Genomic DNA, 282 nt, shown 5'->3' with positions numbered 1-282 from the left:
ACACCACCCGAGGTCACGCTGGCTGCCGACTGCGGCGTCTGCGCGTTCTTGAAGGTGATGATGTGGCCGTCGACGTTCAGCGCAGAACCGTCCTGAACCAGAGCACCCAGCGAACCCGCGCTGGTCTGGCGGGCCACGCTCACGCTCGTGTTGCCGCCACCGCTGGCCGAGCTCAGGCCAAGAGCCTTGAGCAGATCGGCCTTGCCGGTCACGTTCAGGTCCGCACCCGTCGAACTCTCCAGAATGACCTTGCCGCCGGCGACCGACGAGATGGTCTGGGCC

At 66.7% G+C, this 282-nt stretch carries 1 protein-coding gene; it reads right to left on the bottom strand.

Annotated elements, in window-relative coordinates; translation table 11 throughout:
• Nucleotides 1-282, bottom strand: a 282-nt coding sequence (locus TSA1_RS37815) for a DUF1522 domain-containing protein (protein WP_347338571.1), incomplete at both ends; no start/stop codon positions are given.

This window comes from Bradyrhizobium nitroreducens (genome assembly GCF_002776695.1).
GTDB classification, from domain to species: Bacteria; Pseudomonadota; Alphaproteobacteria; order Rhizobiales; family Xanthobacteraceae; genus Bradyrhizobium; species Bradyrhizobium nitroreducens.
The sequence above is the reverse complement of the archived record's forward strand: the minus strand, read 5'-3'. Positions and strand labels throughout refer to the sequence as shown.